Source organism: Streptomyces changanensis (assembly GCF_024600715.1).
Lineage (GTDB): Bacteria > Actinomycetota > Actinomycetes > Streptomycetales > Streptomycetaceae > Streptomyces > Streptomyces changanensis.
The window spans coordinates 1,163,214-1,179,203 of sequence record NZ_CP102332.1 but is presented as its reverse complement, the minus strand read 5'-3'; the positions used below and the strand labels follow the sequence as shown (position 1 = coordinate 1,179,203).

15 protein-coding genes and 1 tRNA gene are annotated in these 15,990 nt (G+C 74.7%); 10 read left to right on the top strand and 6 right to left on the bottom strand.

Annotation, left to right across the window (positions count from 1 at the left end; translation table 11 throughout):
• The first annotated feature begins 25 nt into the window (after positions 1-25).
• Positions 26-1,195: a xylose isomerase gene (gene xylA, locus NRO40_RS05160; protein ID WP_058941627.1), complete on the top strand. Its 1,170-nt coding sequence runs from the start codon at positions 26-28 to the stop codon at positions 1,193-1,195.
• A gap of 148 nt (positions 1,196-1,343) precedes the next feature.
• On the opposite strand, the gene NRO40_RS05155 is transcribed toward xylA, so the two are convergent.
• Together NRO40_RS05155 and NRO40_RS05150 are read right to left on the bottom strand one after the other, a co-directional pair.
• Positions 1,344-2,597: an ROK family protein gene (locus tag NRO40_RS05155; RefSeq protein WP_058941628.1), complete on the bottom strand. Its 1,254-nt coding sequence runs from the start codon at positions 2,595-2,597 to the stop codon at positions 1,344-1,346.
• Between the two features lie 59 nt (positions 2,598-2,656).
• Positions 2,657-2,744 (bottom strand) — tRNA-Leu (locus NRO40_RS05150).
• A gap of 172 nt (positions 2,745-2,916) precedes the next feature.
• Here NRO40_RS05150 and NRO40_RS05145 point away from each other — a divergent pair.
• The 3 genes from NRO40_RS05145 to NRO40_RS05130 all read left to right on the top strand — a co-directional run bounded on the left by NRO40_RS05145 (position 2,917) and on the right by NRO40_RS05130 (position 5,594).
• Positions 2,917-4,251 carry a M20/M25/M40 family metallo-hydrolase gene (locus tag NRO40_RS05145; RefSeq protein WP_058941629.1) on the top strand — a complete coding sequence of 445 codons (1,335 nt, stop codon included), beginning with the start codon at positions 2,917-2,919 and terminating at the stop codon, positions 4,249-4,251.
• Positions 4,252-4,404: 153 nt separating this feature from the next.
• A complete protein-coding gene (gene chpH / locus NRO40_RS05140; RefSeq protein WP_058941630.1) occupies positions 4,405-4,638 on the top strand; it encodes a chaplin ChpH in 234 nt (77 codons plus the stop codon).
• Positions 4,639-4,787: 149 nt separating this feature from the next.
• On the top strand, positions 4,788-5,594 hold the full coding sequence (locus NRO40_RS05130; RefSeq protein WP_058941631.1) for a chaplin: 807 nt from the start codon (positions 4,788-4,790) through the stop codon (positions 5,592-5,594).
• Positions 5,595-5,680: 86 nt separating this feature from the next.
• On the opposite strand, the gene NRO40_RS05125 is transcribed toward NRO40_RS05130, so the two are convergent.
• A complete protein-coding gene (locus NRO40_RS05125) occupies positions 5,681-5,869 on the bottom strand; it encodes a DUF5703 family protein (protein WP_058941632.1) in 189 nt (62 codons plus the stop codon).
• 47 nt (positions 5,870-5,916) lie between these two features.
• On the opposite strand from NRO40_RS05125, the gene NRO40_RS05120 reads away from it, so the two are divergent.
• Positions 5,917-6,585, top strand: coding sequence for a hypothetical protein (locus NRO40_RS05120; RefSeq protein ID WP_058941633.1), 669 nt, complete (start codon positions 5,917-5,919; stop codon positions 6,583-6,585).
• Positions 6,586-6,866: 281 nt separating this feature from the next.
• On the opposite strand, the gene NRO40_RS05115 is transcribed toward NRO40_RS05120, so the two are convergent.
• A complete protein-coding gene (locus NRO40_RS05115) occupies positions 6,867-9,422 on the bottom strand; it encodes a helix-hairpin-helix domain-containing protein (protein ID WP_058941634.1) in 2,556 nt (851 codons plus the stop codon).
• Positions 9,419-10,408 (bottom strand): aldo/keto reductase, encoded by a 990-nt coding sequence (locus tag NRO40_RS05110; RefSeq protein ID WP_058941635.1) that lies wholly within the window; start codon positions 10,406-10,408, stop codon positions 9,419-9,421. The genes NRO40_RS05115 and NRO40_RS05110 overlap by 4 nt, the downstream gene beginning before the upstream one ends.
• A gap of 139 nt (positions 10,409-10,547) precedes the next feature.
• Between NRO40_RS05110 and NRO40_RS05105 the strand changes: the two genes are divergently transcribed.
• Together NRO40_RS05105 and NRO40_RS05100 are read left to right on the top strand one after the other, a co-directional pair.
• Entirely contained in the window at positions 10,548-11,600 is a 1,053-nt protein-coding gene (locus tag NRO40_RS05105) for an LLM class F420-dependent oxidoreductase (protein ID WP_058941636.1), read from the top strand.
• 245 nt (positions 11,601-11,845) lie between these two features.
• A complete protein-coding gene (locus NRO40_RS05100; RefSeq protein WP_058941637.1) occupies positions 11,846-12,631 on the top strand; it encodes a hypothetical protein in 786 nt (261 codons plus the stop codon).
• A 29-nt stretch (positions 12,632-12,660) separates the two neighbouring features.
• On the opposite strand, the gene corA is transcribed toward NRO40_RS05100, so the two are convergent.
• A complete protein-coding gene (gene corA, locus NRO40_RS05095) occupies positions 12,661-13,653 on the bottom strand; it encodes a magnesium/cobalt transporter CorA (protein WP_058941684.1) in 993 nt (330 codons plus the stop codon).
• A gap of 110 nt (positions 13,654-13,763) precedes the next feature.
• Here corA and NRO40_RS05090 point away from each other — a divergent pair, with 110 nt between their 5' ends.
• The 3 genes from NRO40_RS05090 (at position 13,764) to NRO40_RS05080 (ending at position 15,937) form a co-directional block, all read left to right on the top strand.
• Complete coding sequence (locus NRO40_RS05090; protein ID WP_058941638.1) at positions 13,764-14,468, top strand: histidine phosphatase family protein; 705 nt, start codon at positions 13,764-13,766, stop codon at positions 14,466-14,468.
• 81 nt (positions 14,469-14,549) lie between these two features.
• Positions 14,550-15,140 carry a DUF3090 domain-containing protein gene (locus NRO40_RS05085; RefSeq protein ID WP_058941639.1) on the top strand — a complete coding sequence of 197 codons (591 nt, stop codon included), beginning with the start codon at positions 14,550-14,552 and terminating at the stop codon, positions 15,138-15,140.
• A complete protein-coding gene (locus tag NRO40_RS05080) occupies positions 15,104-15,937 on the top strand; it encodes an SCO1664 family protein (protein WP_058941640.1) in 834 nt (277 codons plus the stop codon). The genes NRO40_RS05085 and NRO40_RS05080 overlap by 37 nt, the downstream gene beginning before the upstream one ends.
• Positions 15,938-15,990 lie beyond the last annotated feature (53 nt).

Here is a 15,990-nt window from a genome sequence, read left to right as displayed (position 1 = left end):
TAGCCGAGCCGAGGGACCCAGAGCCATGCCGGAACGCTTCGCCCCCACCCCCGACGACCTGTTCACCTTCGGTCTGTGGACCGTCGGCTGGCAGGGCGCCGACCCCTTCGGCGCCGCCACCCGCCCGCCGCTCGACCCGGTCGAGACGGTGGAGCGCCTGGCCGGCCTCGGCGCGTACGGCGTCACCTTCCACGACGACGACCTCATCCCGTTCGGCTCCTCCGACGCCGAGCGCGAGGCCGTCGTCAAGCGCTTCCGCGACGCGCTGGACCGCACCGGCATGAAGGTGCCGATGGCCACCACGAACCTCTTCACCCACCCGGTCTTCAAGGACGGCGCCTTCACCGCCAACGACCGGGACGTCCGCCGCTACGCGCTGCGCAAGACGATCCGCAACATCGACCTGGCCGTCGAGCTCGGGGCGCACACCTACGTCGCCTGGGGCGGCCGGGAGGGCGCGGAGTCGGGCGCCGCCAAGGACGTCCGCGTCGCCCTCGACCGCATGAAGGAGGCGTTCGACCTCCTCGGCCAGTACGTCACCGAGCAGGGCTACGACCTGCGCTTCGCCATCGAGCCCAAGCCCAACGAGCCGCGCGGCGACATCCTCCTGCCCACCGTCGGCCACGCCCTGGCCTTCATCGAGCGCCTGGAGCGCCCCGACCTCGTCGGCGTGAACCCGGAGACGGGCCACGAGCAGATGGCGGGCCTCAACTTCCCCCACGGCATCGCCCAGGCCCTGTGGGCGGGCAAGCTCTTCCACATCGACCTCAACGGCCAGTCCGGCATCAAGTACGACCAGGACCTCCGCTTCGGCGCCGGGGACCTGCGCCAGGCGTTCTGGCTGGTCGACCTGCTGGAGAGCGCCGGCTACGACGGCCCGCGCCACTTCGACTTCAAGCCGGTCCGCACCGACGGCGCCGACGGGGTGTGGGAGTCCGCCGGGAACTGCATGCGCAACTACCTGATCCTCAAGGAACGCGCCGCGGCCTTCCGCGCCGACCCCGAGGTCCGCGAGGCCCTGCGCGCCTCCCGCCTGGACGAGCTCTCCCGCCCGACCGCCGAGGACGGCCTCGCCGCGCTGCTCGCGGACCCGACGGCGTACGAGACCTTCGACGTGGCCGACGCGGCCGGCCGCTCCATGGCCTTCGAACGGCTCGACCAGCTCGCCATGGAGCACCTCCTGGCCGTCCGCTGACCGCGGACGCGGCCCCAGGCCCCGGCGCGCGGCCCCCGGCGGCGCGCGGGGACGGACGGCGGCGTGCGGGGACGGACGGAGACCGGCGCGCGGTGGCGGACGGCGACCGGCGCGCGGCTCTCTCGTGGGGCCGCGCGCCGGGGGCGTACTACCGTGCCCCGTCCCGCTCGGCGTACCCCGCCGGATCGGCGATCACGTCCCGCACCACCAGGGCCGCCGCCCCGCGCGCCGCGTCCCCCGACCACGACGAGCCGCGCAGCCGCCCGCTCCCCGCGGTCCACAGCCCCGACACCACGCGCGCGGTGAGCTCCCCGTCGGCGGCCGGCGCCAGCCAGGGCACCAGGCCCCGGTAGATCCCGCCCAGCACCACGGCCTCGGGGTCCAGCAGGTTCACCACGCCGGACAGCACCAGCCCCAGCATCCGGCCGGCCCGCTCCAGCGCCGCCAGCGCGCGGGCGTCCCCCGCCGCGGCCCTGCGCTCCAGCTCGGCGACCCCCGCGCCGCCCGCGTCCGCGCCGACGCCCGCGTCCCGCAGCAGCGCCGTCTGACCGGCGTACTGCTCCAGACATCCCCGCGACCCGCAGCGGCACCGCGGACCGGCCGCGTCCGCCACCACGTGCCCGACCTCGCCGGCGAACCCGTGCGCCCCGCGCAGCAGCTCCCCGTCGACGACGACGGCGCCGCCCACACCGATCTCCCCGGAGACGTAGAGGAAGTTCCGCGCCCGCGCCCGGTCGGCCGGCCCGTCCCCGAACCACAGCTCCGCCAGCGCGGCGGCGTTCGCCTCGTTCTCGGAGCCGACCGGCAGGGTCCCGGTGTCCGGCCGCACCGCGGCGAGGGCCCGCCCGAACAGCTCCTCCGCCGCGACCCGGCTCCACCCGAGGTTCGGGGCCTGCCGGACGGTGCCGCCGGAGACCAGCCCGGGCAGCGCGAGGCGCGCACCCGCCGGGCGGAGCTGCTGCTCCGCCGCCGAATCCAGCGTCCGCGCCGCGATCCGCGCCGCCCGCCCGAGCACCTCCGCGGGCGGTACGTCCCGATTGTCCAGATGCTCGGTCAGTCGCACCCGATCAGTTCCAGCCAGATCGACGACACAGACGGACACGTAATCGATGTTGATCTCGACACCCAGCCCGGCCGCACCGGTCCGCGCGACCCGCAGCGCCGTCCCCGGCCGCCCCGCCTGGCCGCTGAACGTCTTGCCCGACTCGGTGAGGAAACCGCTGCCCAGCAACTGCTCGACCAGCGAGGACACCGCCGCACGCGTCAGTCCGACGCGCGCCGCCACAGCGGCCCGCGTGGTCTCGCCCTCGTCGTGCACGGCCCGCAGCACCAGGCTGAGGTTGTGCCGCCGCACGGTGGCCTTGTCGGCCTTGGGCTCGAGCGGATCCAGTGTGTTCTTCATCGCCTCTCGCAGCAGCAGCCCGAACAGCAGAAAGACCCCAGGTGAACTGGGGTCTTCGCTGGTGTCCGAGGGGGGACTTGAACCCCCACGCCCGATAAAGGGCACTAGCACCTCAAGCTAGCGCGTCTGCCATTCCGCCACCCGGACAAGGTGTCTGTCTCGCGGCCCTGGGCCGTTCCGACGTGGAAAACCATAGCAAACATTCGGCGTGCTCGATCACGCCCCCGCCCCGCCCGCCGGCCTTGGGCCGGGAGCGTGGTCGGTAGCAGGATGGCGCCGTACCAGCAGCACCGACAGCACCGACGCGGGAGGAACCAGCGTGAGCGAGACCAACCCGGCCAGGACCGGTCCCGGCGCCACCGCCGAGAGCGAGGTCGTCGACCTCTGCAGCGAGCTCATCCGTATCGACACCAGCAACTATGGCGACCACTCCGGCCCGGGCGAGCGGGGCGCCGCCGAGTACATCGCCGAGAAGCTGGCCGAGGTGGGCCTGGAGCCGCGGATCATCGAGGCGCACAAGGGCCGCGCCTCGACCGTGGCCCGGATCGAGGGCGAGGACCCCTCGCGCCCCGCCCTCCTCATCCACGGCCACACCGACGTGGTCCCGGCCAACGCGGCCGACTGGACGTACGACCCGTTCTCCGGCGAGGTCGCCGACGGCTGCGTCTGGGGGCGCGGCGCCGTCGACATGAAGGACATGGACGCCATGACCCTCGCGGTCGTGCGCGAGCGGATGCGCAGCGGCCGCAAGCCGCCCCGCGACATCGTCCTCGCCTTCGTCGCGGACGAGGAGGCGGGCGGCACCTACGGGGCGCGCCACCTGGTCGACCGGCACCCCGACGTCTTCGAGGGCGTCACCGAGGCGATCGGCGAGGTCGGCGGCTTCTCCCTCACCGTCAACGAGGACCTGCGCCTGTACCTGGTGGAGACGGCGCAGAAGGGCATGCACTGGATGCGGCTCACCGTCGAGGGCACGGCCGGGCACGGCTCGATGACCAACGACGACAACGCCATCACCGAGCTGTGCGAGGCCGTGGGCCGCCTCGGCCGGCACACCTGGCCCGTCCGGGTCACCAAGACCGTGCGCTCCTTCCTGGACGAGCTGTCCGACGCGATCGGCACGCCGCTCGACCCGGACGACATGGAGGGCACCCTCCACAAGCTCGGCGGGATCGCCAAGATGGTCGGCGCCACGCTCCGCAACTCCGCCGCCCCGACCATGCTCGGTGCCGGGTACAAGGTGAACGTCATCCCCGGCCAGGCCACCGCCCACGTCGACGGCAGGTTCCTGCCCGGGTACGAGCAGGAGTTCCTGGAGGAGCTCGACCGGCTGCTCGGGCCCCGGGTGAAGCGCGAGGACGTGCACACCGACAAGGCGCTGGAGACGAGCTTCGACGGCGCCCTGGTCGACGCGATGCAGACGGCGCTGCGGGCGGAGGACCCGATCGCGCGCGCCGTGCCGTACATGCTGTCCGGCGGCACCGACGCCAAGTCCTTCGACGACCTCGGCATCCGCTGCTTCGGCTTCTCCCCGCTCCAGCTGCCGCCGGACCTCGACTTCGCCGGGATGTTCCACGGCGTGGACGAGCGGGTTCCGGTGGAGGGCCTGAAGTTCGGCGTCCGCGTCCTGGACCGCTTCCTCGACGCGAGCTGAAAGTCGGCTGAAACGACACTCCAATAATCGACCGCGTGTGCACGTCTGACCGAAAAGGGTGAACGGGGCCGCCGCCTCGTAGCCCACCCTCCTCCGCCTCGTTACAGGTGTTGCGGTCCGCGGCTGGGACCGCATTGCCAACTAGGAGGAATAATGATCAAGAAGGTTGTCGCCACCGCGGCCGCCACCGGCGGTCTGCTGCTGGCCGGTGCGGGCATGGCCGTCGCCGACGCGAGTGCCAACGGCGCGGCCGTCGGTTCCCCGGGCGTGATCTCCGGCAACGTGGTCCAGGTTCCGGTCCACGTTCCGATCAACGTCTGTGGCAACACGATCAACGTCATCGGTCTGCTGAACCCCGCCTTCGGCAACGTCTGCATCAACGACTGACCCAGCGCCAGGCGTTGTGCCCCGACCCATCAGGGTCTGAGCCCGGCCGGCCTCGGAGCGCGCGCCATGCGCTCCGGGGCCGGTGGGCATTCAGCTCCCGCGCGAGGTGTGCGGGGGCCTTCGGAAGCCAAGAAGGCAGGAAACTAGCTATGCGACAGGTCACGCGCAAGGGGCTGACCATTGTGGCGGCGGCGGGCGGAGTGCTCGCCCTCGGCGGTGGGTACGCGCACGCGTCCCACGGTGCGGGAGCGGACGGAGTCGCCGCCAACTCGCCGGGTGTCGCGTCCGGCAACTCGGTCCAGGCGCCGGTCAGCGTGCCGGTGAACGTGTGCGGCAACACCGTGGACGTCGTCGGGGTGCTGAACCCCGCGTTCGGCAACAGGTGCGTCAACAAGGGCAGCGGCGCGCACGCGAAGAGCTCCGCCAGCAACTCGCCGGGCGTGGCGTCCGGCAACAACGTCCAGGCCCCGGTCAGCGTGCCGGTGAACGCCTGCGGCAACAGCGTGAACGTGGTCGGCGGCCTGAACCCGACGTTCGGCAACGGCTGCGCGAACGGCGCGAAGACCCCGAACAAGCCGGGCAACCCCGGAAACCCGGGCAACCCCGGAAACCCGGGCAACCCCGGAAACCCGGGTAACCCCGGTAACCCGGGTAACCCCGGTAACCCGGGTAACCCCGGTAACCCCGGGAACCCCGGTCAGCCGGGTCAGCCGGGTCAGCCGGGTCAGCCGGGTCAGCCGGGTCAGCCGAGCCACCCCGGTGAGCCCGGTGAGCCCGGCTCGCCGATCGAGCCGAACAAGCCGGCCCCCCAGGGCGGCGACGGCAGCACCCCGCCGAAGGGCGACGACGAGCTGGCCCAGACGGGCGCCGGCGCGCTCGGCACGCTCCTCCCGGCCGGAGCGGCCGCGCTGCTCGGCGGCACGGTCCTGTACCGCCGCGCCCGCCGCACCGCGTAAGCACGGCGCACCCTCCCGCGCCCCACGACGGAGCGGGCCCCGCACTCAGCGGAGCCCGCTCCGTCCCGTTGCTCCCGTTCCGTCCCTCACCAGGTGGCGCGCACCTGACGGATGATGCGCCGCCGCAGCCGCACCCGGCGGCTGCCGTCCCGGTGCAGGGTGAGTCGGTCCAACTCCCAGTGCCCGTACTCCGCGTGCTCGGTCAGGAGCCGCGTCGCCTCCTTCCGGGAGACGCCCCGCGGCACGTACACGTCGACAAATTCGTATTCCGGCATCGCATCTATTGTGCGGGCACGGGCCAGGTACGGATAGCGTCTGCTGTATGTCTGATGCTGCGCAGCCCACAGCTGCCGAGGTACGCGCCGCCGCCGAGGCGGTCAAAGCCGCACTGGACCGTCACCTGGCGGCGGTCGAGAACCGCACCGGTGACGACGACCCCGCGGTCTACGCCGCGTTCAACGACCTGGCCGCCGCGGCCGAGGCGTACGACGAGCGGCTCTACGACCGCTACGACGAGGTCACGCCCTTCGAGATCCCCGGCGCCGAGGACTCCCTGCCGCCGTACGCGGGACCGAGCCAGCCGAACGCGCTGAGCGTACTGATCCGCCGCGACTACGCCGTGGCGGAACCCGAGCGGCTGCTCGCCCAGGCGCAGCGCATCGCGGACGCCGAGGGGGACGGCGACGACGGGTCGGCCAGGACCACGGCCGCGGTCGGCGCCAGCGTGCACGCTGCCCTCGGGATGCTGTTCGGCGAGTACGAACCGGACGAGATCGCCTCGCGCCACAAGGAGTTCGGCCTGGAGGAGGGCGACTCGACGCTGTGGGTGGCCGCCGCCGACGAACTGCCCGAGGCGGGGGAGTGGCTCAGCACCCCCTTCGACCAGGCCGACCCCAGCCGGGTCATCTGCCGCTTCGACGTCAGCGCGGTCTTCGACGAGGACGAGCTGTACGAGGAGGACCCGACGGGCCGCTCCCGCGACCTGCCCTGACGCGCCCCGCCGCCACGTGCGGTGCCACCGTGCCCGCGCCCCACCCAGGGCGCGGGCACGGTCGTGACGGGAGCCGGGTGCCGGACGCCGGCAGCCCGGCCCCGGACGCCAGCAGCCGTCAGCCCGGTCCCGGAGGCCGGGAGCCCCGCCCCGGACGCCGGGAGCGGGAGCCGGACGCCCGGAGCCCGGAGCCCGGAGCCCGGAGCCGGACGCCGGCGGCGGCAGCCGGGATCCGGACGCCGGGGGTCGGGCTCCCGGCGTGGTCGCGGCGGCGGCTCCGCCTACTCCGCCGCCGGCGCCGGGACGGCCTCCAGCAACCCCCGCAGCCGTGTGGTCCGCGTCTGCGCGGGGGGCTCGGCCACCGCCCGGGCCAGCGCCTGGTCCACGCCGTGCACGACGGACAGGTGCCGGGCGCCCCGGCCGAACGCCGTGTACACCCACGCCCTGCTCAGTCCGCCGACCGCGTCTCCCGGCAGGACGGCCACGACCGCCGGCCAGCGCATCGCCGCCGCCTGGTGCGCGGTGAGCGCCCACCCGTGCCGTACGACGGCTTCGACCCGGTCCTTGGGCACGACCACCCGCGCGGGCTCGGCCTCGCACTCCAGGTGCAGCCCCTCCGCGTCGGCGGACACCACCCGGCCCTGCACGGTCCGGCCCGGCGCTACCGCGTACGCCACGCGGTCGCCCGGGTCGAAGCCGCCGAAGCGACCCGGTCCGGGGTTGAGCCGCTGCTTCAGCGCCGCGTTCAACGCGCGCGTCCCCGCCGCGCCGCCGTGGCCCACCGTGACCACCTGCGTGTCCTCCACCGGGACGCCGAGCGCCCGCGGCACCGAGTCGGCGACCAGCTGCACCGTCCGGTGCACCGCCTCACCCGCGTCCCGCACGGGCACGATCACGACCTCCTTGCCGGGGGCCTCCACCTGGGACAGCTCGCCCACGCCGATCCCGGACACGAGCTCCCCGATCGGGCCCGGATCCGGCGTGCGGGAGGCGACCTGCGGGCACACCCGGGCGGCCAGCAGGTCGGCGAAGACCCGCCCCGGGCCCGCCGACGGCAGGACGTGCGGGTCGCCGCTCAGTACCAGCCGGCACCCGTCCGGTACGGACTCGACGAGCATCGCCGCGGCCTCCACGTCCAACTGCGGCGCGTCGAGGACGACCAGCAGGTCGAGGGGGAAGGTCCCCTCCTCGTCCCTGCCCGGCCCCGCCGCACCGGACAGCAGCGCCGCGACCGTCACCGCGCCCGTCCCCGGGTCCAGCCTGCGGCGGCCGTTCTCGCTGTGCACCGCCACCGCGGCCCGCAGCCCCAGCCGGCCGGCCGCGGCGGCCAGCGCGACCGGCTCGGCGCGCGCCGCCTCACCGCCCGTGTGCACCACGAGGCCCTCTGTGGCGACCGCCCGGGCCAGCTCGGCGGGCTCCGCCTCCGCCCAGCGGGGATCCGGGCCGGACCGGGCCAGTCGCGCCAGGCCGTCCGCGAGGCTCTCCTCCGCCATGGCGTACCGGTCGAGACCCAGCAGGACCGGCGGAGCCTCCGCGCCCTCCGCGCCCTCCGCGGCCTCCGCGGCCTCCCCGGCCCCTGCGTCGGCGTCGGTCCCCTCCTCGGTGGCGTCGTCGTACCCGGCTTCGGCCTCGTCCTCCGCCCCGTCGTGGAACACCAGCACGGCGCCTTCGGCCACGGCGTGCCGCACCGCTCCGTCCGGGTCCGGTACGGACCGGTCGGCGAGGGCCGCCCGTACGGTGGCCGCGTCGAGGGCGGTGTGCCCCCGCAGCGCGGCCTGCTCCAGCAGCCAGCCGACCAGCGCGTCCGTCCGTCGCGGGTCCCCCGGGCCGCACTCGGCGCCCAGCAGCGCCCGCGCGAACCCGTCGGCCTGCTCCGGCAGGACGCCGGACACCGACAGCAGTCGCCACGGGTCCTCGCGGAGCAGTTCGCCCGCGGCGTCCCCGAGCACGCCCGCGACCCGCACCGCCAGCGCCTCGGGCGCCCCGCCCGCCGTCAGCACGGACCGGACGGCGGCCACGGCCTCCGGTGCCGCGACCCGAGGGGCGGGCGCGGCGGGCGCCGGGGTCCGTGGGCGGGGCGGTGCGGCCGGCGGCGGAGCGACCCGCCGCGGCGGCGCGGCCGGAGTGGGGGAGTCGTCGAAGACGGAGCTCGGCTTCTCGCCGCTCTCCACCGCCCGGACCGCCGCGAGCAGGTCGGCGGCCCGGCCGCTCAGCTTGGTGCCGCTCTCGATCGGCCCACCCCGTTCGGCCTTGCGCCGCTCGATCCGCTCCCGCAGCTCCCGCTGCGCGGCCAGCTCGGCCTCGGCCTCGGAGGGCGCGGCCTGGGACGGCGCGGCCTCGGCCCCGCCGTCACCACCGGCCGGTTCCTCCGCGGCCTCCGCATCACCACCGGCCGGTTCCTCCGCGGCCTCCGCATCACCACCGGCCGGTGCCTCCGCGTCTCCGGCGTCGGCGTTCGGCTGTGCCTCCGCGTCTCCGGCGTCACCGTCCGGCTGTGCCTCCGCGTCTCCGGCGTCGCCGTTCGGCTGTGCCTCCGCGTCTCCGGCGTCAGCCTCCGGCTGAGCCTCCTCGGCGTCGGTACGCCCGTTCCCGCCGGCGCCCGCGGCCCCAGCGTCCCGTGCCGCGTCCGCCTGCCCGTCCCCGCCCGCGGGGTCCTCGCCGTCCGCGACCGCGGGGTCCCCGGCCGCCTCCGTCTCGGCGGCCGCCTCCGCGGCCGCAGTCGCGCCCGCGGCCGGTGGGGCTGCCGAGGTCTCGGTGGGCCGGCTCGCCGTCGGCGTGGCGGTCCGGTCGTCGTCGGCCGGGGAGCCGGGGTTCTCCCCCCGGGGAAGCGCGGTCACAGCGTGCTCCAGTCCTGATCGGGGTAGCGGTGCAGGGGCGCCGACACGTCGTCGAGCGCCCGGCGGATCTCGTCAGGAAGGGTAAGGCCCTCCACTGACAGCGCGGCCGTGAGCTGCCGCGCCGTGCGCGCGCCGACCACCGGGGCCGCCACGCCCGGCCGGTCGCGCACCCAGGCCAGCGCGACCTGCAGCGGGGTCACCGCGAGTCCGTCGGCCGCCGTCGCCACGGCCTCCACGACGCGCTGCGACGCCTCGTCCAGGTACGGCTCCACGAACGCCGACATGTGGCCCGACGCGCCCCGTGAGCCGGCCGGCACGCCCGTGCGGTACTTGCCCGTGAGCACGCCCCGGCCCAGCGGCGACGACGGCAGCAGACCGACGCCCAGGTCCCGTGCGGCCGGCAGCACCTCTCGCTCCACGCCGCGCTGGAGCAGCGAGTACTCCATCTGCGTCGCCGCCAGCCGCGCCCGCGTCCCCGGCGCGGCCAGCTGCCACGTCGCCGCCTTCGCCAGCTGCCAGCCGCAGAAGTTCGCCACGCCCACGTACCGGGCGCGGCCGCTGGTGACGGCTATGTCCAGGGCCTGGAGCGTCTCCTCCAGCGGCGTCCACGGGTCGTACGCGTGGACCTGCCACAGGTCCACGTGGTCGGTGCCCAGCCGGGCCAGCGACGCGTCGAGGGCGGACAGGAGGTGGCCGCGCGAACCGTCGAAGCGCCGCTCCGGATCCGGGTCGGGCACGCTGCCGGCCTTCGTGGCGATCACCAGGTCCCGGCGCGGCACCAGCCGCTCCAGCAGCCGGCCCAGCACGTACTCGGCCTCCCCGCCGCCGTACACGTCCGCCGTGTCGACGAGCGTCCCGCCGGCCTCCCAGAAGACCTTCACCTGCTCGGCCGCCTCGTGCTCGTCCGTGTCGCGCCCCCAGGTGAGGGTGCCCAGGCCGATCCGGGACACGCGCAGGCCGGTGCGGCCGAGATGCCTCTGCTCCATGGCCGCGACATTACTGGCCGGGGCAGGAGGCCGAGGGACCCTGTGGACAACGCGGCCGGCCGGCGCACTGCCGCGCCGGCCGCCCGCGCGCTAGAGTCCGCTCACCACGGACGTTACTGATCGGTAAAAGGGGACCCGCATGCGGCTCGGCATCAACCTCGGCTACTGGGGCGCGGGCATGGACGGCGACAACCTCGCCGTCGCGCAGGAGGCGGACCGCCTCGGCTACGACGTGTGCTGGGCGGCCGAGGCGTACGGGTCGGACGCCCCCACCGTGCTGTCATGGGTGGCCGCGCAGACCGAGAGCATCGACGTCGGCTCCGCGATCATGCAGATCCCGGCGCGGCAGCCCGCCATGACCGCCATGACGGCCGCCACCCTCGACTCGCTCTCCGGCGGCCGCTTCCGCCTGGGCCTCGGTGTCTCGGGCCCGCAGGTCTCCGAGGGCTGGTACGGCGTCACCTTCGACAAACCGCTCGCCCGCACCCGCGAGTACGTCGAGATCGTCCGCCGGGCCATGTCCCGCGAGCGGCTGACCTACGACGGCGAGCACTGGACCCTGCCGCTGCCCGACGGACCCGGCAAGCCGATCAAGCTCACGGTCCACCCGCAGCGCGAGCACATCCCGCTCTACATCGCGGCGATCGGGCCCAAGAACCTGGAGCTGACCGGCGAGATCGCCGACGGAGCCCTGCTGATCTTCCCGTCCGCCGCGCACCTGGAGGAGACCGCCGTCCGGTACCTGCGCGCCGGGCGCGAGAAGGCCGGGCTCACCATGGACGGCTTCGACGTCTGCCCCACCGTCCCCCTCGCCCTCGGCGACGACGTCGCCGCCCTCGCCGACACCTTCCGCCCGTACACCGCCCTCTACGTGGGCGGCATGGGCAGCCGGAAGCAGAACTTCTACAACCGGCTCGCCCAGCGCATGGGGTACGAGAAGGAGGCCGCCGAGATCCAGGACAAGTACCTGTCCGGCGACAAGAACGGCGCCGCCGCCGCCGTGCCGCACCAGCTCATCGACGACACGACCCTGCTCGGCTCCGTGGAGCGGATCGCCGATCGGATGGCGGCCTACGCGGCCGCCGGCGTCACCACCCTGACCCTCGCGCCGGCCGGCTTCACGCTCGACGAGCGGATCGCCGCCCTCCGGGCGGGCACCGAGGCGCTGGAGCGCGCGGGCCTCGTCGACTGAACCGGCCGCCGGCCGGTTCAGTCCGCCGGCCGGCCCCCGGGGAAAGCCCGCGGCCGTGGTGGGGGCTCGGGGTCATCCCCGCCACGGCCGTCACGCAGCACAACGCGCCACCGGCCGCCGGGTTACGGACCGGCCGCGGCGCGCACGGCCCCGTCGCTGCTCCGTTCGATGGAGTGGCGGCGGGGTGTCGTTGCCTCACCCCCTCCCCGGCACTTGACTCGTGCCGACACGTGGAGGTGACAGCGATGCTCTCGGCCCGCAGCCTGTTCCAGGAGATCGTCGACGACGACCGTTCCTACCAGCTGTTCTGTTCCATCGCCGCCAGCGGCGAGACCCAGGGGGGCTGGGAGAACGCCCGGATCGCCGCCCTGGTCCCGCAGTCCCTCGCCGGGCTGGTCCCGAAGATCACCCGGCACGGCGCCGACGAGGACAAGCACGGCCGCATCTTCAACGGGCTGCTGCACAAGCGCGGCCTCGACCCGGTGCCGGTCCCGCCCGAGACCGACTACACGATGCTGCTGGAGCGCGCGGGCATCGGCCTCGCCCACGACAAGCTGCGGCGCGACGAGCCGCTCACCGAATACGACATCCTCGTCTACCTCTCGCACAGCCGCGTCACCGAACAGCGCGCCGCCGACCAGATGAACATGCTCGTGCGGCACTTCGGCGACCACCCCGAGGTCGGCAAGGCCGTCCGCATCATCAGCGCCGACGAGGACAACCACCTCGCCTACTGCCACGAGGAACTGCTCCGCCTCGCCCGCGCCGGCCACGCCCACACCATCCAGCGCACCCTGCGCGAGTGCGCCCTCGCCGAGATCGCCGTCTACCGCGACGTCAGCCTCGCCGTCATGGAGCACATGGGCCGCATCCTGCGGTGGCCGCGCGCCAAGTCGGCCGTCCTCGCCGCCGGCATCCACGCCGTGTACGCGTACGAGCGGGCCGCCGGCCGGCGGCGCATGGTCCGCCTCGCCATGCCCGCGCGGCGCGACGCCATGGGCGGACCGGCCGAGACCGCGCCGGTCCTCTGACCCGCCGGCGGTCCGGGGCGCGGCCGGGGTCAGAGCCAGCCGCGCCGCTTGAACAGCCGGTACAGCCCCGTCACCGCGCCCGCCATCAGGCCCACCACCGCCGGGTACGACCACGCCCAGTCCAGCTCGGGCATGTGCGTGAAGTTCATGCCGTACACACCCGCCACCATGGTCGGGACCGCCGCCATCGCCGCCCAGGCGGAGATCTTGCGCATGTCGTCGTTCTGGCGCACGCCCATCTGCGCGAGGTGCGCCGAGAGGATGTCCGACAGGAGCCGGTCCAGCCCCTCCACCTGCTCGTTCGCGCGGGTCAGGTGGTCGCTGACGTCACGGAAGAACGGCCGGGCCGACTCGACGACGTACGGCACGCCCGGTCCCGCCAGCCGCTCCATGGGGGAGGCCAGCGGGCCCGTCGCCCGGCGGAACTCCAGCACCTGCCGCTTGAACGTGTAGATCCGTGACGCCGTGTTCTTCGCGTCGCCCCCGGACGGGGCGAAGACCTCCGCCTCCAGCTCCTCCAGGTCCACCTGGAGCTCGGCCGCCACGTCGATGTAGTGGTCGACGACGGCGTCGCTCACCGCGTACAGCACGGACGTCGGGCCCTGCCGCAGCACGTCCGGGGCGGACTCCAGCCGCCGGCGCACCTCCGACAGCGGCGCCCCTTCGCCGTGCCGGACCGTCACCACGAACGAGTCGCCCAGGAACAGCATCAGCTCGGACGTGGAGACGGTGTCGTCGGCCGGCTCGTAGTGCACGGGCTTCAGCACCATGAAGAGCGAGTCGTCGTACACCTCCAGCTTGGGCCGCTGGTGGGCCTTCAGGGCGTCCTCGACGGCGAGGGGGTGCAGCCCGAACTCCGTGGACACCCGGTCGAACTCCTCGGCGGTCGGCTCGTGCAGCCCGATCCACAAGAAGCCGTCCACTGAGTCGCGCGCCTCCGTCAGGGCGGCGACGACGTCGGTGGGGCCCCGGAGGCGTCGCCCGGCACGGTAGATGGCGCAGTCAACGATCACGGCGCGTATTCTTCCCTCCGCCCACCGGCGCATGCACGTGCGACGCCCCCCGGCAGGCGTCCCGCCGATCACGTCGGGCCCGCGGCCCGATCGACGCGCCACCGCCTAGGCTGGCCGCCATGGCGACCCTGATCCTCGTCCGGCACGGCCGGTCCACCGCGAACACCGCCGGCCTCCTCGCGGGCCGCACCCCCGGCGTCGGCCTCGACGAGCGCGGCACCGCGCAGGCCGCCGCGCTGCCCGGCCGGCTCGCCGGTGTGGAGCTGGCGCTGGCCGTCAGCAGCCCCCTCCAACGCTGCCACGAGACCCTCGCCCCGCTCCTCGCGGCCCGCCCCGGTCTCGCCCTGCACACCGACGAGCGGATCAACGAGTGCGACTACGGGGACTGGTCCGGCCGCGGGCTGGCGGAACTCGGCGGCGAGCCCCTGATGGAGGTCGTCCAGCACCATCCGTCGGCGGCGGCCTTCCCCGGCGGGGAGTCCATGCGCGGCATGCAGACCCGCGCCGTCGAGGCGATACGCGAGTGGAACGCGCGCGTGGAGGCCGAGCACGGCGAGGGGGCCGCCTACCTGGTGTGCTCGCACGGCGACATCATCAAGTCGCTCGTCGCGGACGCCCTCGGCATGCACCTCGACCTCTTCCAGCGCCTCCACGTCGACCCCTGCTCCGTCACCGCGATCCGCTACACCCGGACGCGGCCCTTCCTCGTCCGCCTCGGCGACACGGGAGACTTCGCCGGCCTCGCCCCGGGCGCCCCCGGCGGCCCGGCTCCGGCGGGCCCCGACGGCGCGGCGCAGGTGGGCGGCGGCGCGGGCGCACCGTGATCGACGCGCACAGTAGGGTTGGATGCGCTGCCGTCACGGCCCCGGCCGGACCCGCGTAAACAAGACCAAGGGAGAGGGAACGTGTCCCGTCAGGTGTTCCTCTATGACCCGCCGGAGCGCTTCGTGGCCGGTACGGTCGGGCTGCCTGGCCGCCGTACGTTCTTCCTGCAGGCGTCCGCCGGAGGGCGGGTCACCAGCGTCGCCCTGGAGAAGACCCAGGTCGCCGCGCTGGCCGAGCGCATGGACGAGCTCCTGGACGAGGTGGTGCGGCGCACCGGGGGCAACGCCCCGGTCCCGGCGGTCGCGCCCGCCGACGTCGCCGACACCGCTCCCCTGGACGCCCCGGTCGAGGAGGAGTTCCGCGTCGGCACCATGGCCCTGGCCTGGGACGGCGAGGAGCAGCGGCTGATCGTCGAGGCGCAGGCGCTCGTCGAGCTCGACGTCGACTCGGAGGAGGACCTCGCCGAGGCGGAGGAACGTCTCCTCCAGGACGAGGAGAACGGCCCGCCCATGCTCCGCGTCCGGCTCACCGGCGCCCAGGCGAGAGCCTTCGCCAAGCGCGCCCTGGACGTCGTGAACGCCGGCCGCCCGCCCTGCCCCCTGTGCAGCCTCCCGCTCGACCCGGAAGGACACGTATGCCCGCGCCAGAACGGATACCGCCGCGGGGCCTGACGGCGGCGAGCGACGTGCTGGAGGTCCTCGCCGAGGGCGAGCTCACCGTGCGCGGCCAGGTCCGTGAGGCGTCCAACGCCGTACTGCTCTGCTCCGCCGTCCTCGCCGGCCGCGCGGTCGACTGCGTGTACAAGCCCGTCGCGGGCGAGCGGCCCCTGTGGGACTTCCCCGACGGGACGCTCGCCGAGCGGGAGGCCGCCGCGTACGCGGTCTCCGAGGCCACGGGGTGGCACCTCGTCCCGCCGACCGTCCTGCGCGAGGGGCCGTACGGGACCGGCTCCGTCCAGCGGTGGATCGACGCCGACCCCGTGGCCCCGCCGCTGCTCTCCCTGGTGGAGGGCGACGAGGCCGGCGACGGCTGGCGGGCGGTGGGCCTCGCGGAGGTGGGTGAGGGGCGCACGGCGCTGCTCGTCCACGCCGACGACCCGCGGTTGCGGCGCCTCGCCGTGCTCGACGCCGTGATCAACAACGGCGACCGCAAGGGCGGCCACCTGCTGCCGGCCGGTGACGGCGCCCTGTACGCCATCGACCACGGCGTGACGTTCCACGTGGACGACAAGCTGCGGACGCTGCTGTGGGGCTGGGCCGGCGAACCGCTGCCCGGCGAGGCCCTGACGGTCCTGGCCCGGCTCGACGCGGAGCTGGCGCCCGGCGCCGCGCTGGCCACCCGTCTGGAGCAGCTGATCACCCCGGCCGAGCTCGACGCGCTGCGCGCCCGGGTCACGGGCCTGCGCACCACCGGCCGGCACCCCGAACCCTCCGGCACCTGGCCGCCCATCCCCTGGCCACCGGTGTGAACCGGGTCTGAGCGGCCCCACAGCACATCGCGCCGCCGAGTGCAAGAGGGCGG

Coding starts and splice junctions, on each gene's coding strand:
- NRO40_RS05130 (WP_058941631.1), top strand. CDS start 4,788: ATGCGACAGGTCACGCGCAAGGGGCTGACCATTGTGGCGGCGGCGGGC.
- NRO40_RS05090 (WP_058941638.1), top strand. CDS start 13,764: ATGGCGACCCTGATCCTCGTCCGGCACGGCCGGTCCACCGCGAACACC.
- NRO40_RS05120 (WP_058941633.1), top strand. CDS start 5,917: ATGTCTGATGCTGCGCAGCCCACAGCTGCCGAGGTACGCGCCGCCGCC.
- xylA (WP_058941627.1), top strand. CDS start 26: ATGCCGGAACGCTTCGCCCCCACCCCCGACGACCTGTTCACCTTCGGT.
- NRO40_RS05105 (WP_058941636.1), top strand. CDS start 10,548: ATGCGGCTCGGCATCAACCTCGGCTACTGGGGCGCGGGCATGGACGGC.
- chpH (WP_058941630.1), top strand. CDS start 4,405: ATGATCAAGAAGGTTGTCGCCACCGCGGCCGCCACCGGCGGTCTGCTG.
- NRO40_RS05080 (WP_058941640.1), top strand. CDS start 15,104: ATGCCCGCGCCAGAACGGATACCGCCGCGGGGCCTGACGGCGGCGAGC.
- NRO40_RS05125 (WP_058941632.1), bottom strand. CDS start 5,869: ATGCCGGAATACGAATTTGTCGACGTGTACGTGCCGCGGGGCGTCTCC.
- NRO40_RS05110 (WP_058941635.1), bottom strand. CDS start 10,408: ATGGAGCAGAGGCATCTCGGCCGCACCGGCCTGCGCGTGTCCCGGATC.
- NRO40_RS05155 (WP_058941628.1), bottom strand. CDS start 2,597: ATGAAGAACACACTGGATCCGCTCGAGCCCAAGGCCGACAAGGCCACC.
- NRO40_RS05100 (WP_058941637.1), top strand. CDS start 11,846: ATGCTCTCGGCCCGCAGCCTGTTCCAGGAGATCGTCGACGACGACCGT.